Source organism: Algorimicrobium algoritergicola (assembly GCF_008086165.1).
Classification (GTDB): Bacteria; Bacteroidota; Bacteroidia; order Flavobacteriales; family Flavobacteriaceae; genus Algorimicrobium; species Algorimicrobium algoritergicola.
This window is the reverse complement of record NZ_VSKL01000002.1, coordinates 428261-449204: the sequence shown is the minus strand read 5'-3', so window position 1 is coordinate 449204 and position 20944 is coordinate 428261. Positions and strand designations below refer to the sequence as shown.

The window sequence follows — 20944 nt, the reverse complement described above, 5'->3', positions numbered from 1 at the left end:
TTCATGAATTTTGAAACTTTATACTTCTTTGGAAGGTTTAGAACTAGGATTTTGGTTAATTCTGGATGCGGATTATAAAATACAACTCAAATAGAGGGTATTCCTCTCAAAACTCTAATTATCTTTGCCCAAAAATAGTGTCATGTTAAAACAGTTTTCAGATTTAGGATTAAATACCCAATTGCAACAGAGTTTACTTGCTTTAAAAATTTCCGAACCTACGGATATTCAAAAAAAGGCGATTCCTGTAATTCTCAATCAGAAGGACGATGTGGTTGTTTTAGCAAAAACAGGAACTGGAAAAACAGCGGCTTTTGGCTTGCCTTTACTACAACTAATAGACACTGAAAACGAAACGGTTCAGGCATTAATTTTAGCACCAACACGCGAATTAGGGCAACAAATTTTTGCGAATTTAGAATCCTTTGCGGCAAACAGTCCAGATATTTCTATGGCATCCGTATGTGGTGGTATTCCTATAAAACCGCAAATAGAACGTTTAAAAACACCAACGCATATTGTGGTGGCAACACCCGGTCGTTTGGTTGATTTAATCAAACGTGGTGCTATTTCCATTAAAAACGTTTCCTATTTGGTGTTAGACGAAGCGGATGAAATGGTGAGTGCATTAAAAGACGAAGTAGACACCATTGTAAAAGACATTCCAAAAACAAGAAGAACCTTATTGTTTACGGCTACAATGCCAGGAACCATCAAGCAATTGGTTCAAAATTATATGTCCAAAAAAGTGGTGCATATAGAAGCTGATATGGCAACGGTTGGTCATCAAGGAATCGATCATCAATATGTGGTGGTAGAACCGATTGAAAAATTGGAAGTTTTATTACATTTTTTGAATTCAAAAGAAGGTGAACGTGGTATTATATTTTGCAAAACCAAAGCTGCTGTAAATAAACTGGCCAAAAAACTAGCCATTAATAAATTTTCATCAGGCGCTATTCATGGGAGTTTAACCCAAGGAATTCGTGACCGCATTATGGGGCAATTTAGAGAAGGCCATATTGATGTTTTAGTGGCAACCGATTTGGCTGCTCGTGGTATTGACGTGAAAGAAATATCCTTTGTGGTGAATTATCATTTACCAGACACCTATGATGCTTATGTGCATAGAAGTGGACGGACGGCTAGGGCAGGAGCCACAGGACTTTCATTAAGTGTGATACAAAAAGATGAATTAGAAGACATTCCGGAGTTCGAAAATGAATTAGGGATCACCTTTCATGAATTTAAAAAAGCAGATGCCCAAAGTATGGAAGAAAATAACGGGTTAATTTGGGCAAAGAAAATATTTAAAACCAAACCGAATCGGGATGTGTCGGAAGATTTTAAAGCGAAGATTAAAACCATCTTTCATCATCTAACCAAAGAAGAATTAGTTGATAAAATATTAGCAAATTATTTGTCGGAATCGGGTGCAGAAAATATGAAAGTAGAAACACCAAAAAAGTCGAAAAAAAAATAGTTATTTGATTGTATAGCTATGTCAAAATATAATTTACAATACACTATTTAACTTGTTTTTTCAACTCAAATATTCCATTTTTTGATATTTTAAAACATAGATAATATAACAATGTTTATATAAATGCAAAATCGGCCTACCGAAAATTTATTGTAAAATTTGAAATGAAAACACCGTGAAATTTTAGGCTGTTTGAGCAAGAAATATTTTTGAACCGAGGAATGTTTTTTAATGCGAATTCCTAAAATTTAGGTGTCGAATGATAAATTTAGATATAGATTCGTAAGCCTAGACTTTTTTGTTTCTTTTTTTGTCAATGAAAAAAAGAATAAAAGATTAGGGAAGCTTAATGATAAGTATTTATCTAATTGACAATTAGAGGTTCCAACGTTTCCCAAACCGTATTCGCAACAATCTTATGTCCAGCAATATTCGGGTGAATCCCATCATTCTGATTTAGTGACGCAATACCACCAACATCTTTCAAAATAAAAGGAATAAATTCTATTTTATTTTGTTGGGCAACATCAATAAAAAGCTGTCTAAATTCCGTCGTATAGTCTTGTCCCATATTGGGTGGTAACTGCATACCAGCCAAAATAATAGTGGTTTCTGGACTTTGTTCTTTAACCACATCTATAATGGCTTGTAAATTAGATTTCGTTTCGGTCAATGCCACACCTCGTAACCCATCATTTGCGCCTAATTCTAATAGAAAAATAGATGGCTTTTGTTTAATAACCCAATCAATTCGGCCTTTTCCACCTGCAGTTGTTTCACCACTTACACCAGAATTAATGACGGTATAATCTAAATTTAAAGAGTCAATACGTTGTTGTAATACAGCTGTGTACCCATCATTTACGTCATCCAAACCGTAACCTGCCGTAATACTATCGCCAAAACACAGAATCGTTTTGGTTTTACTTCTAGGTTCTGAAGTGGTTTCTGACTGTTCAACCGTTTGTTGAATTTCAGGCGTGTTTTCAGTTTTAGAGTCACCACAGGAAACTACCAAAAGCGCCAAAATAAAATAACAAAACTTTATGAGTTTATAAGTGCTTGAGGTTGGTAGAACTGAATTCAATTGAGTATTTTGGGCATCGGACATGAGTCGCTATTTAAATTAAAAATTTATATGTCAAAGATATTAAAGATTACTGGTTTAGAAAAGACATATACCAGTGGTAACAAACAATTAACGGTCTTACATGATATTTCTTTTGAAGTTGAAAAAGGACAAACCTTTTCAATCGTTGGACCTTCAGGAAGTGGAAAAACCACCTTGCTTGGTATTTGTGCTGGTTTAGACCAACCAAATGCTGGAACCGTGGAATTATGTGGACAGGATTTAAGTAGCCTAAATGAAGATGAACGCGCCCAATTACGAAATAAAGAGGTTGGGTTTATTTTTCAGAATTTCCAATTACTACCAACACTTACAGCTCTTGAAAATGTGAGTGTACCTTTGGAATTGCAAGGATCAAAAGAAGCAACTACAAAAAGTATGACTTTATTGGAAAAAGTAGGTTTAGGAGATCGTGTTCATCATTATCCTTCGCAATTGTCTGGAGGCGAACAACAACGTGTTGCTTTAGCACGCGCTTTTGCAAATTCTCCAACTATTTTGTTTGCTGATGAACCCACAGGGAATTTAGATGACGAAACAGGAGAAAAAGTCATTCAGTTGTTGCTCGATTTAAACAAAGAAAACGGTACGACTTTGGTTATTATTTCGCATGACTTGGAATTAGCCAATCGAACGCAACAAATACTGCGACTTAAAGGCGGAAAAATAGTAACCAATCAATTGACTACGGCATAGTGAATAACTCCAAATCAAACTCAAAATTACAAGTAGCATGGCTTTTTAAAATGGCTTGGCGTGATGCTAAAGCTAGCAAAGTACGCTTGCTATTATTTATGGCATCCATTATTTTAGGTATTGCTGCCGTTGTGTCCATTCAATTATTTAGCACCAACTTAAAGGATAATATCCAAAGCCAGTCTAAAACCTTAATGGGAGCCGATTTTATTATCGATTCTAGACAAGTGCCTACGGAACGCGCTAAAACCATTATCGATTCCTTAAAACCAGATGCATCAGAGGTTAATTTTGTCTCTATGATTGCATTTCCAAAAAATGGCGGTTCCAAATTAGTGAAGGTTCGCGGCATGCAAGGCGATTTCCCTTTTTATGGTAAAATAAAATCAGAACCAGCTACGGCTGCCAGTGTGTATCAAGAATCAGGTGGTGCTTTGGTAGATGCTACCCTGTTATTACAATTCAATATAAAGCCAGGTGATTCTATTAAGATTGGTGAGTTAACACTGCCCATTGCTGGCGCATTAAAATCCATTCCAGGAGGTTCAGCTATTGCCAGTTCGGTAGCGCCACCTGTGGTGATTCCGTATCGTTTTGTTGAAGCTACGCAATTACTGCAGTTTGGAAGTCGCAAGGAATATCAATATTATTATAAAGCATCAGATACGCTCAATTTAAAACGACTTGAAAATAAATTAGAACCTATTTTAGATTTAGAAAATGCGGATATCAAATCGCATACAAGTAGCACAGAACGCTTGGGTAGGCGCTATGATAATGTTGGTAAATTCTTGAATTTAGCCGCTTTTATTGCCTTACTTTTAGGTTGTATAGGAATTGCAAGTTCGGTACATATTTATATAAAGGAGAAATTAAAAGCCATTGCCATTTTAAAATGTATGGGTGCTTCTAGGCTTCAAAGTTTTCTTATTTTTCTTATTCAAATTGCTGGGATTGGAATTATCGGCGGATTAATTGGCTCCATGATTGGTGCGGCACTGCAAACCGTTTTTCCATATCTTTTAAAAGACTTTTTACCCTTTACATTGGAAATAACCATTTCGGCACAGCCTATTTTAATTGGTGTGTTTCTTGGTTTGTTTATGTCTGTATTATTTGCATTATTGCCATTATTGCGTACTTGGTATGTGTCTCCCTTGGACGTACTCCGTGTGGATGAAAATGCATCACAAGAACCACGAAAAATTCGTTTTTTAGTATTTGGAGCTATTCTAGTATTCTTGTTTTTATTTTCACTTTGGTTGATTAAAGATGCACTTTATGCAGCCGGTTTTGTAGTTGCAACCGTTTTTACGTTTACCATGTTAGCCTTGGTAGCATTAGGTTTTATTAAAACTATTAAACGGTTTTTTCCAAAACATTGGAGTTTTACGGCACGCCAAAGCTTACTTAATTTATTCAGACCCAATAATCAAACCGTGGTATTGGTGGTGGCTATTGGTTTGGGTACGTTTTTAATTAGCACCTTATATTTTACCAAGGATATTCTGTTGGCAAAAACAGAAGTCGGACAGTCCTCTGAAAATGCCAATATCATCATTTTGGATGTGCAGCGCGATCAGCGTGAAGCCGTTTCACAAAACATTACGGACAAAAATTTGACAGTACTAAATAATTTAGCGTTGGTAACTATGCGCATGCATAGTATTAAGGGCCGATTGGTAAATGACATTCGCCAGGACAGTACGCGGCAAATGCGGGGTTGGATTTTAAACCATGAATTTAGAACCACCTATCGCGATTCCCTAATAGCATCAGAAGAATTGTTGGAAGGCGAGTGGACACCACAACTAAAATCGGGTGATCCTATAATCATGTCCATTTCTGATAATCTGGCGTCCGATGCCAAACTAACCGTTGGTGATGCCGTTGTATTTAACGTTCAAGGTGTTTTAATGGAAACAACCGTAGGTAGTATCCGAAAGGTCGATTGGTCTCAAATGCAACTCAATTTTTCCATCGTATTTCCGGCAGGTGTTTTAGAAGAGGCGCCACAGTTTAATGTGTTTACAACCAACGTTCCAGACGAAACGAGTTCTGCAGCATTACAGCAGGATTTAGTGGCCAAATTTCCAAATGTATCCATTATTGATTTACGCCAGATTTATACAGTAATTGAAGATATTTTGGATAAGGTTTCATGGATCATCAACTTCATGGCATTTTTCAGTATTCTTACGGGAATCATTGTTTTGATTGGCTCGGTCCGAACCAGTAAATACCAGCGCATTAAAGAAAGTGTCTTACTCCGAACCCTAGGCGCTAAAAACAAACAGATTCTGCAAATAACGGCATTCGAATATGTGTTTCTAGGACTTCTAGGAAGTTTGGTAGGAATTATTTTGGCACTAGTCAGCAGTTTGTGTTTAGCCGTTTTTGTTTTTAAAGAACCCTTTGTTCCATCACTAATTCCGTTTTTGGTGTTTTTGCCTGGAATAACACTATTGGTTTTAGCCATTGGCTTAAGCAATATTCAAACGGTTTTACGAAGTTCCCCTTTAGAAGTCTTACGACGGGAAGGGTAGACTTCATAATTTGCTATTAATTTTGTAACTTATCATAATAATTCAATTTCAGAAAAAATGCTAAATATATTGTTATTACTTCCCCAAATACCATCACAATCTCAAAACCCAGGAGAGAGTGGTACTATTGATTTATCACAACCATTTGATTTAATCGTGTATATCATTTTACCTATCTTTTTCATTATCATTTATTTTTTATGGAAACGGATGAAAAAACGGGATGAGAATAAGCATTAAAGAATAGCATATAAAGTGATACGTATTTAAGCTGGTTTTAATTCCAATCAACCTATCTACAAGTCAAGCCATTCCTGCAACCGTTTAAGAAATAGTAAGCGACTACATAAATTAAGCCATCCAAGTCAAGGGCCTTATTCTAAACTATAATTATTTTACACCAATCCCGATAAAAATTTATGTAATTCAGTCAAAACAAATCAACAGCAATCCATACATTATTGTAAATAAATAAAAATATAAAACAATGATAAAACCAAGAGAAAAAACACCGGATTTGCAAATTAGTTTAGTCAATAATACCACATGGAAATTAAGCGATCAAGCACCTGAAAATTTCACCATGATATTATTTTATAGAGGTAAACATTGCCCTGTGTGTAAATCACAATTGGAAGAACTCCAAAAAAAACGAAGTAAATTCACAGACCGAGGTGTTAACTTCATAGCCATTAGTTCAGATACACAAGAAGTTGCAAAAGAAACCTACAACGATTGGGATATAGCCGATATACCATTGGGTTACGGACTCCCTATAGAAGAAGCCAGAAAATGGGGATTATTTATATCAAAAGGCATCAAAAAAGAGCCCGAACACTTTACAGAACCGGGAATCTTTATAATAACACCAGAGCAAACCCTGTATTGGGTGTCCATCCAATCTATGCCATTTGGCAGACCAAGTTTTAACGAGGTATTAGGAGGAATAGACTATATTTTAAAAGAAGGCTATCCAGCAAGAGGAGAAGCCTAATACACAGTTAATGTTTGTCTCAAAAATGAAAGACAAAACGAATACTAAATATAAAACCCATAAAAGCAGCAAAACTGTTTTTATGGGTTTAAAAATATATATGATATAGTTTTGATTAATAGGTGATTCCTTACAGACAGTTTTATTTTTTTAGGAAAACCGGTCATTCACAGCACCAGCGCAGATAATATCAAGAAAAACACCAACGTCACGCAGTGAACCGAGCAGCACATCATGAGTTCCAATAAAAATAAAATATTTCGAATAAAATAAATAGCGATAAACACACGAAAACAAATAACAAAAAGTCACCAAAAATCCCCTATCTTTATCATTAACTAAACAAGCCCAAAACCCTTTAAAACATGAAGTATCTCCAATTCCTATCTTGCCTATTTGTCTTATTCGCATGTAGTTGCAATGAGGTTAACCCAAAAGGAGAAAAAGAGATTCGTGCGTTTGTTAAGCAATGGAATGAGGCGCATACACAATTAAAGTCGCCTTATCTTGATAAGTACTATATGGCAGTCGTAACCTATTATGGAAATGAGCGCACCAGAACTCAAGTACAAGAAAGTAAAAATAGCTTATTTCAACAATTTCCAGATTATACACAGCGTGCCTTAAATAACGAATTGGTCATTACAAAAGAGGCAGCAAACTATTTAGTAACATTCACCAAACAAGTTTCCTACAGCGGAATTGAAGCCGATTACACCTCGTTTTTATCTGTGATGTATATAAATGGTGAGTTCAAAATATTACGCGAAAATATTGCTGAAAACACCCAGGATTTAGATACGCGCATTTTCCCAAGTTCCTTTGATAATAAAGTAATCGAATCTAAAACAAGAAAGCTGTATGGTGATTTTAACGGCGATGGCCTTTCAGATTTTGCAACGGTTATTTCGCCAGAAATAAACACCTCAAGTAATCCAGTAGAATGTGAAGGCGGTTGTAATAGTGTCATTATGTTTAGCAATAAGGATTTAGCGCCAATTACCATCCAAGGTGCTTACAAATCGCAATTAGAAAATCTTAAGGACTTGAATAATGATGAAGCCGACGAAATTGGTTTCTGGGACATCAAACCAACCTCCAAAACCCTGTATGTTTATGATGCCACCAATGGCAAGTTACTTACCAAACCACTTGTAATTAATACTACCGTACACAAAAACCTGAAATTGATTGATGTTTTTAAGAAAACGGGACCCAATAAAATTACCGTAACACATAGTGAACAGGATAATGAGAAATGGATTTTAAAAACGGAAGTAATTATATTGGATTAAGTAATTAAGTTGGTTTTGAATCTGTGTTGGAGCCAAAGGTATGGCGTTGTTCTGCTGTTGATGATGCCGCAAGTAACTCATGAAACAGTTTTATACAATTAAAATCGGCGGTAATAGCACCAGAAACGGCAATTCCAGAAATTCCGGTTTCTAATATATCCGTAACGTCATTTGTTGTTATACCACCAACACCAATAATAGGTGTTTCGGTGTTCAAGCTTTTTAGTATTTCGGCGTAACCAGCTAATCCTAAAACAGACGGTAAATCTGTTTTAGTTTTTGTGAATCTAAAAGGTCCTAAACTAATATAATCAACTTCTTTGTTAATTAAAGTTTCACAATCTTCCAAGGTATGTGCCGTTCCGCCAATCAGTTGCCACGTATATAAATGTTTTCTAACAACAGTAGGGCAGTGGTCGGTTTGTCCTAAATGCACACCATCGGCTTTCACGTCTTTGGCTATTTTATAATGATCGTTGATGATCAAGCGCGTTTGAAAACGAGACGTAATCTCCCGAGCTTCTTGAGCTATTTTTAAATATTTCTTTTCAGATAAATTCTTTAACCGCAATTGCACCAATTCAGCACCAGACGTACAGGCTTTTTGGATATTTTCTAAATGTTCTGCTGGTGAATTCCCTTGAGATATATAATGGAGTTTGGGTATGATCATGTGAGTGTTGTTTTTGGAATATGTTTGCAAGGTAAATACTTTGTCTGAAAATTGGGCATAATTAAAGCCTTTTAGGATTGTTGCTTTCAATTCAATGTAACGTTTCATAAAAAATGGATACTAATTAGCTATACCAAACCAAATTATTTAATAAAATGATAAAGAAACTGATTCTAGTACTGGTTGTTATGAGTTGTTTTTCTTGTAAACATGAAAAGAACGGATTTAAAGGAAAATGGGTAAGCATCCAAAATGATGAGAAAATTATAGTGATTTCAACCGATGGTGATAATTACACAGTGAACATAAACGATACCGTAAAACACCCAGCAATCGAAAATAACGGAATTCTAAAAATTATTATTGAAAATGATACCATTCACAGTATAATTGATAACGATAATTTTTTAAATTTTGAGAATGAAAAATTCAAAAAAATAAATAAGAAGTATAGAAATCCAGGCGCAGGTATTTATTAAAATTTTAATGTTTACTTTTCGGGTAAGGCACTAAACTAATAGTATTCATGTCCTTGCTAATTAAGGTTTCAAAATCTTCCAACTCGTTATGGATGCCTTTGTTAGCTATATTAGTTTAAACCCATTTAGTGAAACTTGCCTTAGTCTCCATAGCAAACAGGTTTCATTTCATTTCAACTAAATAATGTTTTAAGTGCAGATCTTGTTAATCAATTAAAACAAATGCAGCCCATTTATCTGGGTTATCTGGATGTAATTCATACATAGACCGCTGGGTATTTATAAAAGAGTCGTGTTTGTTTTTTGTGATTGCGAGGTCCTTGTAAAACAGTGTCATGAACTCTGAAGTCTCTAAATCTGGCACTTCCCATAAACTCATTAAAATAGACTGAACACCTGCCATTTTAACAGCACGCTGAAGACCGTAAACACCTTCTGAACCTTCAATATCACCTAAACCTGTTTCACAGGCACTCATTACCATAAGGTCTGTTGCAGAAAGATTCATGGTTGAAAGCTCTAAAGATGTTAATATGCCATCTTGATTGGTGGTAAATTTAGCTGTATCCCAATATGTATTTGCTCCAGCAAAGACTAAACCTGAACGCATCATAGGGTCTGGATCTTTTTCAAATATGGAAGCTTCTGTATTCTCTGTCTTTTTATTAAAAAAACCGTGACTAGCAATATGAATAATATTATGCTTATTATGATTTGTCGTTACAAAGTTAACTTCAGTTGCTTGGTCTGCAACCACTGTAGTCGAACTTTCAAAAATACCCTCAAGGTTATTAATTTCTGTTTTGGTTCCCGGAAGATAGGGCCAAGGACTGTTAGCGCCTACAGTTGATTGAGAATCGTAATTAATACCGCCTATTAAAAGTCCGCTCATCTCTGAAATTTCAGTAGGTATATTATTTATTTCTGATGCGTTTGTAAGCTGATAAAGTTTTGTTGATTGAATAAGTGGTATGTTTTCTTCTACGGGTAATGCGGCAAATGATATTGTTTTAAGTAGACCAGATGGTATATAGTATATGTTTTTTTGTAACAACCCAGTTTTTTCAAGTGGTTTCCAGATCATATTATATAATTCAGCTCCATATTTAGGCCTAAGAGATTCTCCAGTAGAACCGTCTCTACTTAAATACCTAATGTTTTCCGATACACTTTTGGCCAAAACATCTGCCAATGCCTTTTCAGTAAATAAAGGAATAATTTTAGGTACGGCTTTATTCGCATTAATTATAAAGCACACATAGTTGGTCTCATTATTAGTGTTTAAATATTGCGCAAAGGAAAGCAAGGTCTCGTTACTAGCCAATGTTATTTCACTATACAGATTAGAAGGTTTTTTTTCTGTCGGAAATTTTATATAATACAACTCGTTGAGCTTACTTTCAAACTCGCGAAGACTTGTTGTTATCTGAGCAATTTCGTCTTTAGGCGCGTTAGCTGCGATTTTTTCGACTCTTTTAAGTTTAAGTTCTGCAACATAATCAATGCTATTATTTACAACATCCTCTTCAAGTGTTTGTAATTTATTAAGAATGTTTTTACTTCTAGATAAAATGATCCCATTATAGAATTGTGTAATTTCAAAAGCAATGGTATTAATACTATATGCACTATCAATTAATATAACGGCACTTTCTATGAGGATATTTTTAATAGGGTTTATGGTGTTTTCAATTAAGAGTTTTTTTTCTTCTTCAGACTTGAATTCAAAAATGGTGTTTGTAAATATTAGTAAAGCATCTTTTAAAACCCTAGCATTCGTTTGCATTAATGCCCTATTGTTATTTGCAAAAGCAATTTGTTGGGAGAGCAACAACGTATTCATAACATCTAATGAATTTTCGTCGAGCTGTTTTTTTTGTAATGCCTTTATATCGGTTATTATTTGCTGAGCTGTATCAAATTGTAATTGCAAACTAGCAACTTTAGCGCTTATCATAAGGTTTGGCACAAACTCTAAATGGTCTTCACTGTGTGATTTTTTCTTAAAAATTAAAGCGCTGTCATTAGCTACAACGGCTTGATCTCGTTCACTATTTTTAAGGTAGCTCTCTGCCAATTTGGTAAACAATCTGCCTTGCATAAAATTTTTACCTTTATAAAAGTGATTGTGTGGAATAGTTGATTTTCTGTAAACCCACGTATTAAGTATAGCTATCGCTTTATCATAGTGTTTTTCGTGTAGATAAATATCAGCAAGACCAATAGCTGCAGTTTTCTTTTCATATTCAAAATCATAACCCAGATTGTTGTATGAACTTTCAATAACTGTTTCATAATATTTTTTAGACTTATTGTAATTGCCTAATTTCATATATATTTCACCCAAACCATTAAGCGCATCAACCGTACTGACCATATCATATTCTAAATCTTTAGAGTTTTCAATGATGTCTAAAAAGAAAACTTCAGCATTTTTTAAACGTTCAAGTTTAAGCGCAATCATACCCATTATATGGTATATCTTCGTTGATTTGGTTTCCTCTAACTGATTATATTTTGGATGATTAGACAGGTCCTTAAGAACGTTCAATGCAGCTCTATATTCTTGTAGGTCTATATGAATTTGAGCAACATCTAAATACATTTCTAGAGTTTCAATTTTTGTTGAATCTAAACGTTCTATTTTGGTATTCAGTTCCTTTAGTTCTAGCTGTAACGCACCACGAAAATCACCTGCAAGACTCATGTTAATACGTAACTGCATAGTTATTTGTTCCTTTATAGCTATATCTTCTGGTTGATGCAAGGCTAAAAGATCAAGCACTTTATTATAATAAATAACCGATTGATCAGGTTCATAATAATCACCGTGCACCAAAGCCAATAATCTATAAATACCTAGTAGTCTGGAATCTGTTTCAGAATAATAGTGTTTTACATAGTCAGCAGCAAGGCCCAGATCATATATAGCGCTCCAATAATTACCGAGTTTACGATCCATTTCTGCCGTAAGAAATTTGGCTAAATTATAATGTATAAAATCGTTACCAGGTTTTTTGCCCCTTCCAATATCGGCTAATTCATCATAAAATTGTTTTGCTAACTCATAATCTTTTTGCGCTTTGGCAAAATTCCCAAACTCGTAAAGTGTCATCGAAATATCAGGTCTTGAATATAAACTTTCATCTACATACACATAATACGCTCTCATGGTTTCAAGTGCCATGTCCTTATTGTCAAGCACTAAATAACTATTAATAAGGTTACTCATAGCCATAAGCGCATTTCTTCTACTCATATATCCAGCTGTTTTTAAATAGGGGATGGCTAGTTTATAATAGGATATGGCTTTTTCTTCGTGTTGTCTTCTAGCGTTAAACACGCCAAGATGGTTATAAATACTACCTAATAGCAATGGAACATCATCAGGTATTCCCAAAGCAATTTCTAAAGCATAATCATAATTTTTTTCTTCTTCAATACTATTATCTAATTGTCCATAACATGCCCCAATATCTAAATATAACCAAGCATGGTCTTCTGAATTTTTATAGTCGTTTGGAACATGGGATAATGAGGCAGTGTAGAGTTCAAGAGCACTTTCATAATTTTCGTCTTCTACAGCAGCACGTGCATCATTTACAAAAGAAACCCAATCATTTTGAGCCATAGCCACTGAAGAACATAACATGAATGCAACTAAAAGGAAACCTAAATACGTACTCCTATATCTCTGTAAAATCATATATGCGTTACATTAATTTCAATACAGCTTTCAATATACATATCTTTTTTAAACCAAATTATAATAAATGGAGGTAGTAAATGGAGTATAGACGCTATGTACTTGAAAGGATATTACAAACTAAAACATTAGTTCAAACTAAATAATTAGTTATATTTGTTTTCATCTTATTTCTAATTCTATGAAACATATTCTCTTAACGCTTGTTTTTTTATCCTGTGGTTTAGGTGCAATAGCGCAAAGCACAACCTATTTTAAACACCTTATTTTTCGTGAAACACCATTTTCCAAAACCGAAGGAAGAATCCCATTAACAGAAACGGAAGCCCAAAAAGTCAATCATTTTAAGCTAGACTATGATTCTCTAAATAGATTAGTCGCCGTTGAATATAAATACGCCCAAAATCTAATCGACTTAAACAGAAGCGGTATTCTGGATGGTAAAAGAGCCTTGGCTCCAAAAACGCAAATAGGATATTCTGAAAACACAGAAACACGCTTGTTTTTTGATGCTGATAATCAACCAACAACCAATGGCATGGGTGTATTTAAAGAAGTATATGCCTATAATAAAAATGGAAAACGAATAGGTTTAACGTATTACAACAAAAATGAGGAACCTATAAATAACAGCTGGAATATTTTTGAATATACCTGGAAACACATAAACAACAATGCAGTATTAGAAACCAGAAAAGATGTAACTGGCGTACAGGTTACTATGCGTCCGTATTATAAATTCTATAACGTACTATACAAATTCAATGATAATGGCCTATTACAATCCATGAACAACGTCAATGAAAATATGGAGCTCGTAAATGATGAAACAGGAATCGCCATCGATCAAGCCATATATGATAAAAATAAGAACCTCATACGTTTTAAGTTTTTCAATGCCGAAAACCAACCAGCAGTTGGTTCATTTTTAGGAACAGCTGGCGGTTTCGCAACCTATGATACCAATGGAAATTGTCTAAAATACGCCACCGTTGGTTTAAACGGAAACTACAAAGTGGATATAAGGAGTAATGATGCCTACTCAAAATATAAATTTGACAGCATAGGGAATCTAATCGCGTATAGTAGTTATGATATCGATAACAAAATACAGAGTAGGAGAGGCGTTACAAGCATAAAATATATCTACGACCAAGATAATCCAGTACAACTTTTAAAAACCGAATTATACCATATAACACCAATTGAAACCGTTACGGACACTATTCTGAACAAGTTCAATACCAAGATTGAAAAAGAAAAGCTAGTCGAAGATTTTAATCAAGTATTAGAAACCTTAAAAGACCATCCCTCACAATTTCAATTCACGGATAAAGCATCCTATGAAAACCTGGTAAACACGCAACGCCGTAAATTAAAAGATTCCATGACGGTTACAGAATTTTATCAAGTAATAGCGCCAATAGTAACAAGTTTAGGCTGTTTACATACGCGTATGGTTGATACGCGCTTTTTCAGAACACCTCAAAAGTATTGGTTACCACTAATCGTATGGTTTAAAGATGAAAAAATGTATGCCCTAAACAATTGTGTCGAAAATACAGAAATGAACGCAGGTTCTGAAATTTTAGAAATTAACGGAATCGCATCCAGTAACATATATCAAATACTAAAAACAACCATCTCGGCAGATGCCTTCAATCAAAATTTTTATAGAGGCGATTTAAATGTGAACTTTTTATACTATTACCACAGTTATTTTGGTTTTGCTTCAGAATACAACATAAAATTTAAGCCGTATAATGCCGAAAATGACATTAAAACAACCTTTCTAATTGACGAACCGGCTCCTAATTATAAAGTAGACATCACCAATACGCCAAGATTAGGCATAGTGATGAATAATGAAAAGAAAACCGCTATCATCAAGATTAAGAATTTCAATTATTTCCCAACAGGCAGGGAAAATATTGATTTTTTTAAGGAGACCATAGATACCTATATGAAACAAATACAAGATGAAAACATAACAAAGGTGGTCTTTGATTTAAGAGGAAATAGAGGTGGAAACCCAAAATGCACAAAATATATACTCACCTATATGATTGATAAAGAAATTAATTTTTATGAAGATAATCAGCTCAACAAAAGCAGAAACAGACCCATAACCGTAAAACCCCAAACCACCAATAACAGTAGTAATCGTAAAATATATATGCTTACAGATGGTCGTTCGGCCTCGGCAACCGCACAAATGTTAGCCGTTGTAAAACACAATCAATTAGCCACTATACTAGGCGAAGAAACAGGAGGCACCTACAGCACACATCCTGGTAGAGCTGTCCCATCACTAAAAAACACAAAACTAGCTTTACAAATAGGCACAGAACGGGAATCTGTTCATGTTCCAAAATTGCCGCTAAACAAAGGGATTGTTCCAGATAAAATCATACCGATGACATTAGATAACGGATTAGAAAAAAATGATTTGTTGTTAGACTATATTTTTGAAGATTAAATTCTATTTTATTTAAATACTACCAATTTCAAGATACTGTCATTTCAGTAGAATATAAAATAGAATCTACAAATGATTCTATTTGGTAATTTATGCAAATCCTTGTTTATCTTTAAAGCTCTGTTGCCGAACTCCCTTACATTATATATTGGAGTTTCGGTATAATCATGGATATCTGTAAATGGTTTAGGTGGGAAATGGGAATAAAATATGGCCTTTTGGATGTTAATGAACTCGAGTCATTTCTATTGAAATTTTATTCTAAATAGCTCCTTTTGCAAAGTTAATTGAACATGCTTATTACGAAGCGACGATAGGGGGGAGAGAATTGGAATGGGATATTTTGTTAATTACTTGTAAAACATTCTAATAATTTAGAGTTTCAAATCGTTATAAATAAAGTTATATTTGAATACAAATTACCTATTAAATTATGATTCGAATAATACAGCTTTCCGATTTCCATATAAATCCAAAAAATTTAAAAGATTGGAATAATTATATTAAAAAGGCATTGCTGAAAAAGTTAGAAGGTCTTAATGAGCAACACGGAATTACTTTTATCGCCTTCACTGGAGACCTAATCAATATAGGAGGGGCTGAATTTAGCTCTGTAAATGAAGCATTCGAAAAATTTAAAGAACAAATTATATCACCAATAATAACCTCTTTAGATTTACCAATAAATAAATTTTTAATTATCCCAGGTAATCATGATATCGTAAGAGGTGAAGATTCAGAAAGAGATGAATTGGGTAGTAAAAGTTATTTTAATAAGCCTGACAACATTTCTGATTTTATGCAAAGTGCTGTCAAGAATGAAAATTATGACGGTATGAAGAGAATGATACCTTATAAGAATTTTGAAAAGGAATTATATAAAGATATTGAATCACCCCATAAAATAACCATGTTTGGTTCTTCTTTTATAATTGATAGCATTAATGATAAAAAAATTGGTATTGCATGTTTAAATTCAGCATGGAGATGTTATGATAAAAATGATAAGGGAAATCTTTTAATAGGTGAAGATCAATTAATTGAACACACTAACTTTATTGATTCTACCGATTTTAAAGTGGCATTAGTTCATCATCCAATAGATTTATTATCGCCAGTCGAAGCTAAATTGATTTTAGATCATCTTCATAAAGATTATGATATCTTACTTTTTGGTGATTCTCATGAAACAATTTCTTCAATGAGTACAGGATTTACTGGAACGTTGTTTATGAATCTAGCACCTTCAGGTATTAGTGATATTAGAGATGATAGTAGAAAATACTCCAATGGATTTACGGTAATAGATATAGAATTGAATGAGAAAGAAATATGTGCACAATATTTTAGATATAACCATAATAAAAAGGATTATGTTATTAATACAGATTCTGGAAACACAGACGACGGTAAGTTTTGTCAAGAAATTCCAGATAAACAGAAGAAAAAAAATTTAAGTCTAATAAATAAAGGCCTTGAAAATATTAAAGACAATCATTATAAATTTATGAATGATTGTATGATAGGGGTTAAAGTAGATATAAATGTTTCAGATATTAAAGATGCATTCATTTTGCCACCAATTACTCTTGGTAAATCTCTTTCTGAAGAGGATAAAACTCCTGAAGTTAATATAAACCAGATAGTAAAGGCTAATTATCATCAAATGTTTTTCGGAAACAAAGAAAGTGGAAAAACAGTTCTTCTTTTTAGATTGGTAAGAGAATTTGTTGATGAATATCAATATACAAGAAAACTTCCGATATATTTCAATTTAGAAGAAATTGGGAATAAAGAAATTGAAACTGTACTAAAAGATTACTTATCTTTTAGTACACTAGAATTAAATCAGCTAATAATAGATAACAATATTGTCTTACTAGTTGATAATTTGAATTATAAGGACAATGGTAATAACATAGATAAAATTAAAAAACTAGAAGCTTTTCTAGATAAGAATTCAAATGTACAAATTATTGCATCAGGTGATGGAGATATTTCCTCGGGAGTTCCTCCAATTGATTATGTAGAATATTGCAAAATTCCATTTAAAAGTCTTTTTATTCAAAATTTAAGATCAAAAGAAATAAAATCAATTATTAAACTTTGGATTCCAAATGAAGATAATATTCAAATGGAGAGTAGGTTAGATAAAATAGTTAGTGATTTCAGTTCTTTTTCTCTACCAAGCAATGCAATGTCAGTTTCTCTTTTTCTATGGAGTACAGAACATTCGGACAGAAAGCCAATAAATAATGCTGTCCTTTTAGATATATATATAGAAATTATACTTGAAAAATTAAATCAAGATAATATTTATAGAGGCTCTTTTGACTTTACAAATAAACTACAATTGCTGGCAAATATAGCTCAAGAAATGTTAGTTGTTGGGGAAGAAAATTACTCTTTGCTTTATAGTGACTATATTAAAGTAATTGAAACTTATTTAGCTAAAGTGGGTTTTGATTATGAAACTGATAAAATTGCTGATTATTTCATAAGAAGAAAACTTTTTACTAAATATCATGGGAATAGAATAAAATTTTCGCAATCGTGTTTTTTTCACTTTTTCTTGGCCAAAAGAATGGAATTTAATAATGATTTTAAAGACTATGTTATTGCAGAAGAAAACTATTGTAAATATATTCCAGAGATTGATTATTATACAGGATTAGTGAGAAGCGATAAAGAATTATTAAATACTATTTTTAATAGGTTTAAAATAGAATTTAGTAAAACGGATCATGTTTTCCCACAAATTGAAAATAAATGGGATAGATTTTTTATTGTTAAATTTAAAAAAGACGATAGTCAAGACATTAAGTTTATTTCAGCTGCAAAAACTACTGAAATTTCTAAAATTAAAGAGAATAGGCCATCTGAAGAAATGATTGAGGAATTTCAAAATCGGAGATTATCAAAAATTACTGAACCTGGAAAAATACTCAAAAAAAATGGAAACATTAATCTAGAGTCACTTATAATTTTGATGTCAGTAGTTTTAAGAAATTCTGAAGGAGTAGAAGATTTTAAATTGAAGAAAGAGATTTATTCTTCATTAATTAAATACACTTTAATTTGGACTGTTTTATATCGTGAACACATTATAGATTATATTTTAAAGCATAAAAAATTACCCCCAACATTATCAACAAATATTAGTGTCCAAAGAACACTCGTAAATTTACCATTACATGTGCAATCAGGCATGTCCAAATGGGTAGGTACACCTAAATTGGCAAAGGTTATTCTTTCTAAAATTGAATCAGATTTAAAAGGTAAATCATTTACGAATAGTGATCTAGAATTATTTTTTTCTGTAGCTTTATATGGAGATATTCAAGGTAATAACTATCCCGATTATTATAAAAAATTAATAAAACAATTAAAGAATAATCCTGTAAGAGATTACACTCTATATAAATTAATTTTTTATTACTATAGACGATCAAGAGATGGAAGTCCAAATGAGGATTTATATTTAGACATGATTTCTGATTTAAAAATGAAGGAATTAAATATGCCTAATAAAATGAAGCAAAAGGTGATTAATTCTTATATAACTGCAAAAAAGAATATGTTTGGGTAAATTTAATTACATTATAAAATTTGATAAATCAATATTATAACATTCGCTAAAAGTCAGGAACAAAACACCTCAAAATCGAAAAGAGGCTTTAACCAGTAACCGCAACCTTCATGGTATTGCTTTGCGCAAACTCATAAAGTTCCGTGTTAATTTCCTGGTAAAACAAAAACCACCACAATCATAATTCCCCAAATTAAATTACTCAAACAAAACATCAAGCACTTTCCCCAATCATTTTCAGAAATATTGAGCTTCAAAACAATCTAAGCCTTCCATCACAAGGGAGTTACGAACGAAAGTAATTTAACAATCCAAAATAACGTAAAGAAAAAAGCGAGCGTTACACAGTAATTTCCTTTAAAGGGTTTTGATTTTTTGGTTCGTTTTGCATCAAGGCAAAATGAACATAGTATAATAAACAATCCAAAATCAAAAGAGTCACGATAGAAAAGTCATTAATATTCCTAAATAGTATTAAGAAAAAACTCAAACGCTACGCCATACTATAAATTAAAACAAACAAAAAACCCACTCCAGAACATCCAGAGCAGGTTTTTCATAACCATCCCACCAAAGGCAGGAACAAAAAAAAAAGGCTTTATCCAGTAACCGCAACCTTCATGGTATTGCTTTGCGCAAACTCATAAAGGTCCGTGTTAATTTCCTGGTAAAATACAATACCAATACTCACAAATAGTGCAGAAGTAACAGGAATAGCACCCAAGGCAGTCAAATCAACAGTAAGCGTGGTATCACCACCAACCATGCCTCCAATGGGTATAGCCGCACTGGTATCAGTACCACCAAGCCCATTAACAGTTTCATCAACCGGTTCGTAGGTATTGGTTGCAGCCTCATAGCTGTAATTACTCACATAACCAGCAGCCAGTACCAATTTAAAATGCGTAGCACCTTCAGGAGCCGTAATAAAAGCATCCGTATTAAAGTCCAATACTTTCCATTTCGCCAAATCACGAGCGGGATCAATCTCCGGCAACGTATAAGGCGCATAAAACACACTTTTAAAAGGAAGCTGTTTATTAAATTCAAAGCCGCGAAACATATCTCGCATAGCAACCACATCAATATCACGCTCGCCACGTTTCCCGGCACCAGTGCTATTAATGCGTTTCATTAGGCCACTCACACGCGCACTCAAATACGAGTCGCCCATCAGTTTCACCATATTGGCAAACCCATCCCTAAAAGCCTTACCAGCTCGGGCGGCACCTCCAAATTCCATCATGTTTTCCCGCGTTCGTTTATACGCAGGATCACGCATAATACGGTTTTTACTCACTTGGCTCTTGGTTTTTACCAAACTCTCGCCATTCTGTCTGTAAAACGTCAACCCATCCAGGGTGCCGTCCAGTTTAATAAATGATTTATTTCTTGCCATAATTAAAAGTTTTAGAACTGTGTGCACAGGCAATAGAGTGCAACACAATTTGGTTAATAAAAAGGAACAGACAAACCATCTAATTCCCACATAGTAATGAGGGCTAAAAATTAATTAAGAGAGAGAATAATAACATATCGATATCCCAAAACAGTAATAAGCAACCTCGCGAATCGCTACACACTACCAGTCTGGAAATCAAACATATAAAAAATATTTTTAAATCACTATAACTTTTAATTATCTGATTATCAATAAAATACCTAAAAATTATACAATTCGTCAAAAAACACCCAAAATTCAACCAGAATTTTATAATATTCTCATCTACAGCCGATTACAAAATATATATCTCATAAAAATCATAATATCTCAAATGCCACAAATCTGTCAGAAATACCAAACAAAAACCAACAACCACCAAACCAACAAACCAAAAATAGAGGAGGAGCCAACCATGTAAAAATTAATGAAAA

The 20944-nt window shown here is 33.5% G+C and carries 12 protein-coding genes; 8 read left to right on the top strand and 4 right to left on the bottom strand.

What is annotated here, in order from left to right; all coding sequences use genetic code 11:
* Positions 1-142: 142 nt before the first annotated feature.
* The gene (locus ES675_RS08015) at positions 143-1483 is read left to right on the top strand and encodes a DEAD/DEAH box helicase (protein WP_066247897.1); all 1341 of its coding nucleotides are present in this window, start codon (positions 143-145) and stop codon (positions 1481-1483) included.
* Between the two features lie 364 nt (positions 1484-1847).
* Here the strand turns inward: ES675_RS08015 and ES675_RS08010 are convergent, their stop codons facing one another.
* Positions 1848-2594, bottom strand: coding sequence for an arylesterase (locus tag ES675_RS08010; protein WP_066247895.1), 747 nt, complete (start codon positions 2592-2594; stop codon positions 1848-1850).
* Positions 2595-2621: 27 nt separating this feature from the next.
* Between ES675_RS08010 and ES675_RS08005 the strand changes: the two genes are divergently transcribed.
* The 4 genes from ES675_RS08005 (at position 2622) to ES675_RS07985 (ending at position 8143) form a co-directional block, all read left to right on the top strand.
* A complete protein-coding gene (locus ES675_RS08005; protein ID WP_066247893.1) occupies positions 2622-3308 on the top strand; it encodes an ABC transporter ATP-binding protein in 687 nt (228 codons plus the stop codon).
* A 50-nt stretch (positions 3309-3358) separates the two neighbouring features.
* Positions 3359-5854, top strand: a complete 2496-nt coding sequence (locus ES675_RS08000; protein WP_066247890.1) for an ABC transporter permease — start codon at positions 3359-3361, stop codon at positions 5852-5854.
* 487 nt (positions 5855-6341) lie between these two features.
* A complete protein-coding gene (locus tag ES675_RS07990) occupies positions 6342-6848 on the top strand; it encodes a redoxin domain-containing protein (RefSeq protein WP_066247884.1) in 507 nt (168 codons plus the stop codon).
* 365 nt (positions 6849-7213) lie between these two features.
* Positions 7214-8143 (top strand): hypothetical protein, encoded by a 930-nt coding sequence (locus tag ES675_RS07985; protein WP_148367362.1) that lies wholly within the window; start codon positions 7214-7216, stop codon positions 8141-8143.
* A 4-nt stretch (positions 8144-8147) separates the two neighbouring features.
* Here ES675_RS07985 and thiE read toward each other — a convergent pair whose 3' ends face one another.
* Entirely contained in the window at positions 8148-8816 is a 669-nt protein-coding gene (gene thiE / locus ES675_RS07980) for a thiamine phosphate synthase (RefSeq protein ID WP_066248108.1), read from the bottom strand.
* A 155-nt stretch (positions 8817-8971) separates the two neighbouring features.
* Between thiE and ES675_RS07975 the strand changes: the two genes are divergently transcribed.
* Entirely contained in the window at positions 8972-9295 is a 324-nt protein-coding gene (locus tag ES675_RS07975) for a hypothetical protein (protein WP_066247877.1), read from the top strand.
* Between the two features lie 205 nt (positions 9296-9500).
* Here the strand turns inward: ES675_RS07975 and ES675_RS07970 are convergent, their stop codons facing one another.
* Positions 9501-13001: a CHAT domain-containing protein gene (locus tag ES675_RS07970; RefSeq protein ID WP_082985843.1), complete on the bottom strand. Its 3501-nt coding sequence runs from the start codon at positions 12999-13001 to the stop codon at positions 9501-9503.
* A gap of 181 nt (positions 13002-13182) precedes the next feature.
* On the opposite strand from ES675_RS07970, the gene ES675_RS07965 reads away from it, so the two are divergent.
* Together ES675_RS07965 and ES675_RS07960 are read left to right on the top strand one after the other, a co-directional pair.
* The gene (locus ES675_RS07965) at positions 13183-15480 is read left to right on the top strand and encodes a S41 family peptidase (protein WP_066247872.1); all 2298 of its coding nucleotides are present in this window, start codon (positions 13183-13185) and stop codon (positions 15478-15480) included.
* Positions 15481-15913: 433 nt separating this feature from the next.
* Positions 15914-19069 carry a metallophosphoesterase gene (locus ES675_RS07960; protein ID WP_148367360.1) on the top strand — a complete coding sequence of 1052 codons (3156 nt, stop codon included), beginning with the start codon at positions 15914-15916 and terminating at the stop codon, positions 19067-19069.
* A 598-nt stretch (positions 19070-19667) separates the two neighbouring features.
* On the opposite strand, the gene ES675_RS07955 is transcribed toward ES675_RS07960, so the two are convergent.
* Complete coding sequence (locus ES675_RS07955; protein ID WP_066247865.1) at positions 19668-20468, bottom strand: hypothetical protein; 801 nt, start codon at positions 20466-20468, stop codon at positions 19668-19670.
* Positions 20469-20944 lie beyond the last annotated feature (476 nt).